Here is a 4,025-nt window from a genome sequence, read left to right as displayed (position 1 = left end):
GCGGCCGGCCGGGGCCGGCCGCCGGTGCGGGCCCGGGAAACCGATGTTGCGCTAGCGCTGCATCGACTCCCAGACCTTGTGCAGACGCTTGACAGAGACAGGCATCGGCGTGCGCAGTTCCTGCGCGAACAGCGAAATCCGCAGTTCCTCGAGCAGCCAGCGGAATTCCGCGAGCCGCGAATCGGCGACGCCGCCGCGCTGCGACACCGCGCGCTGGTACTGCTGGGCGAGCGGCAGCAGGTCGGCCGACTGCTTCGCGTCGCGTGCCGGATCGGCCTTCAGCTTGTCGATCCGCAGCGCGATGCCCTTCAGGTAGCGCGGGAAATGCGCCAGTTGCGCGTACGGCGTATCGATCACGAAGCGCTTGCCGACCAGCGCGGCAAGCTGCTGCTGCAGGTCCGCATGCGCCTGCGCGAACGGCTTCGCCTGCGCGAGCTTCTTCACGAGCCCCGCGTATTCGGCCAGGATCTGCCCGACCAGCCGCGCGATTTCCTGCGCGAGCAGGTTCAGGCGGCTCCGGCCCTCGTCGCGGCGCGCGTGGAAGCTCGCGTCGTCGTCGGGCAGCGGATCCTGCAGGCACGCGCGGTCGAGCGCCGTGTCGATCAGCTGGTCGCGCAGCTCGTCCTGCGTGCCGAGCGACATGTACTGCATCGCCATCTCGCGCAGGCCCGGCAGGTTCTTCTCGAGGAACTTGATCGGCTCCTTCAGCTGCAGCGCGAACAGCCGCCGCAGGCCGGCCCGGTGGATGCGCGCGGCCTCCTCCGGCGAATCGAACACTTCGACGTCGCAGTGCGTGCCGCGATCGACGAGCGCCGGGTAGCCGTACAGCGTCTGGCCGCGCCGGCGGATCTCCAGCAGCTCGGGCAGCTTGCCGAAATTCCACGTCGTCAGGTTCTCGTAGAGCGCCGTCGCGCCGGCTTCCGCCGGCGCGGCCGTCTGCGGCGCCGCGCCCTTGCCGGCCTTCGCGTTGCGGCCAGAGGCACCGGTCGTGGCAGCCGCCGCCGGCGCCTGGCCGATGGGCTCGCCGGCATCGGCATCGCCGCCCACCGCGATCGTCGACGCCGCCGCGATCTTCTGGAACTGCTGCTGCGCCTGCGCGCCAAGTTCCTGGCGAAGCTGCGCGAGATTGCGCCCCATCGCGAGCTGGCGGCCGTGCTCGTCGATCACCTTGAAGTTCATGAACAGGTGCGCGGGCAGCGTCTCGAGCTTGAAGTCGGCCGTTTTCATCGCGATTTGCGTCTCGCCGCGCACGTCGGCGATCAGCGCCTCGACGAGCCCGCCCGCGCCGAAGCGCTCGCGCCCCATCCGCTCGACGAAGCCGGCCGCGTACTCGGGCAACGGCACGCAATGCCGGCGCAGCTTCTGCGGCAGCGACTTCAGCAGCAACTGCACCTTTTCCTTCAGCATCCCCGGCACGAGCCACTCGCAGCGGCGCGCGTCGACCTGGTTCAGCGCATACAGCGGCACCGCGAGCGTCACGCCGTCGCGCGGCGTGCCGGGCTCGAAGTGATACGTGAGCGCCATCTCGACGCCGGCCATCGTCGCGCGCTTCGGGAACAGCTCGGTCGTCACGCCGGCCGCCTCGTGGCGCATCAGGTCGTCGCGCGACAGGTACAGCAGCCGCAGCTTGTCCTCGGGCTGGCCGCCCTTCTTCACTTCGTCGCGATACCAGCGCTCGAACGCGGCGCCCGTGTGAATGCCTTCCGGAATCGCCTGGTCGTAGTACGCGTAGATCAGCTCGTCGTCGACCAGCACGTCCTGCCGGCGCGACTTGTGCTCGAGCTGCTCGATGTCGGCAAGCAGCTTGCGGTTGTGCGCGAAGAACGCGAGCTTCGTGTCGAACTCGCCCTCGACCAGCGCGCCGCGGATGAACAGCTCGCGCGCCCGCGACGGATCCTGCTTGCCGAACGCGACGCGCCGGCGGTGGTAGATCGGCAGCCCGTACAGCGTCGCGCGCTCGTACGCGCTGACCTGCGCCGGGCGCTTTTCCCAGTGCGGCTCCGACAGCGACTTCTTCAGCAGGTGCGCGCCGATCTTCTCGACCCATTCGGGCTCGATCTTCGCGAGACAGCGCGCGTACAGCCGGCTCGTCTCGACGAGCTCGGCCGCCATCACCCAGCGGCCGGCCTTCTTCGCAAGCACGGAGCCCGGCCACAGGTAGAACTTGATCCCGCGCGCGCCGAGATAGTGCGGATCGTCGTCGGCCTTCATGCCGAGGTTGCCGAGCAAGCCCGTCAACAGGGCCAGATGGACCTGTTCGTAGGTCGCCTCGACTTCGTTCAGCCGCCAGCCGTGCTCGCGCACCACCGTCAGCAGTTGCGAGTGGACGTCGCGCCACTCGCGCAGCCGCAGGTGCGACAGGAAGTTCTGCCGGCACGCGTCGACGAGCTGGCGGTTCGACTTCTTGTGCGCGACGGCCTCTTCGAACCACGCCCAGATCTTCAGCCACTGCAGGAATTCGGAACGCTCGTCGGCGAACCGGCGGTGCGCCTGGTCGGCCTGCTCCTGCGCTTCGATCGGACGGTCGCGCGGATCCTGCACGGACAGCGCGCTCGCGATGATCAGCACCTCGCGCAGCGACTGCTGGTCGCGCGCGGCGAGAATCATCCGGCCGACGCGCGGGTCGAGCGGCAGCCGCGCGAGTTCACGGCCGAGCGGCGTCAGCGCGTTGTCGTCGTCGACCGCGCCGAGCTCGTTGAGCAACTGGTAGCCGTCCGCGATCGCGCGGCCCGGCGGCGGCTCGAGGAACGGGAACGATTCGATCGCCGTCAGGTGCAGCGATTTCATCCGCAGGATCACCGACGCGAGCGACGAGCGCAGGATTTCCGGATCGGTGAAGCGTGCGCGCGCCTGGTAGTCGCTTTCCTCGTACAAGCGGATGCAGACACCGTCGGCCACGCGGCCGCAACGGCCCGCGCGCTGGTTCGCGGCCGCCTGCGAGATCGACTCGACCTGCAGCTGCTCGACCTTGTTCCGGTACGAATAGCGCTTCACGCGCGCGAGGCCGGTATCGACGACGTAGCGGATGCCCGGCACCGTCAGCGAGGTTTCGGCCACGTTGGTCGCCAGCACGATCCGGCGCGCGTTCGACGCCTTGAACACCTTGTCCTGGTCGGCCGCCGAGAGCCGCGCGAACAGCGGCAGGATCTCGGTGTGCGGCGGGTGGTGCTTGCGCAGCGCCTCGGCTGCTTCGCGGATCTCGCGCTCGCCGGGCAGGAACACCAGCACGTCGCCCGGGCCTTCGCGGCACAGCTCGTCGACCGCGTCGACGATCGCGTCCATCAGGTCGCGCTCGGCTTCGCGCGCGGTCTTCACGCGATCGCGGCCGGCGGTGCCTTCGGCGTGCTTCACGGCCGGGCGATCCTCCGCCACCGGCCGGTAGCGCATCTCGACCGGATACAGCCGCCCGCTCACCTCGATCACGGGCGCGGGACGCTCGTCGGTGCCGAAGTGGCGCGCGAAGCGATCGGCGTCGATCGTCGCAGACGTGACGATCAGCTTCAGGTCCGGCCGCCTCGGCAGGATTTCCTTCAGGTAGCCGAGCAGGAAGTCGATGTTCAGGCTGCGCTCGTGCGCCTCGTCGATGATCAGCGTGTCGTACGCCTTCAGCAACGGGTCGGTCTGCGTCTCGGCGAGCAGGATCCCGTCCGTCATCAGCTTCACGGACGCGCCCGGCGCGAGATTGTCGGTAAAACGCACCTTGTAGCCGACCACTTCGCCGAACGGCGTGCCGAGTTCCTCGGCGATCCGGCGGCCGGTGGACGACGCGGCGAGGCGGCGCGGCTGCGTATGGCCAATCAGGCCCGTGCCGCCGGCGCCGAGGCCGCGGCCCAGATCGAGACAGATCTTCGGCAGCTGCGTGGTCTTGCCCGAGCCGGTTTCGCCACAGACGATGACAACCTGATGACCGGCGATCGCGCGCGCGATTTCGTCGCGCTTGCCCGACACGGGCAGGCTTTCGGGGTACGTGATCGGCGGGACCGGGTTCGGCGCGACGACGGAGCGCGGCGGACGCTCGCGGCGCG

General features: G+C 69.5%; 1 protein-coding gene. It reads right to left on the bottom strand.

The genetic code is table 11. From position 1 onward, the window contains the following. Positions 1–51: 51 nt before the first annotated feature. Positions 52–4,025: ATP-dependent RNA helicase HrpA (gene hrpA / locus G3N93_RS35845; protein ID WP_241026842.1), on the bottom strand; the 3,974-nt coding region annotated here is incomplete at its 5' end.

It is taken from the genome of Burkholderia sp. Se-20378 (genome assembly GCF_017104665.1).
Taxonomy (GTDB): Bacteria; Pseudomonadota; Gammaproteobacteria; order Burkholderiales; family Burkholderiaceae; genus Burkholderia; species Burkholderia lata.
The sequence above is the reverse complement of the archived record's forward strand: the minus strand, read 5'-3'. Positions and strand labels throughout refer to the sequence as shown.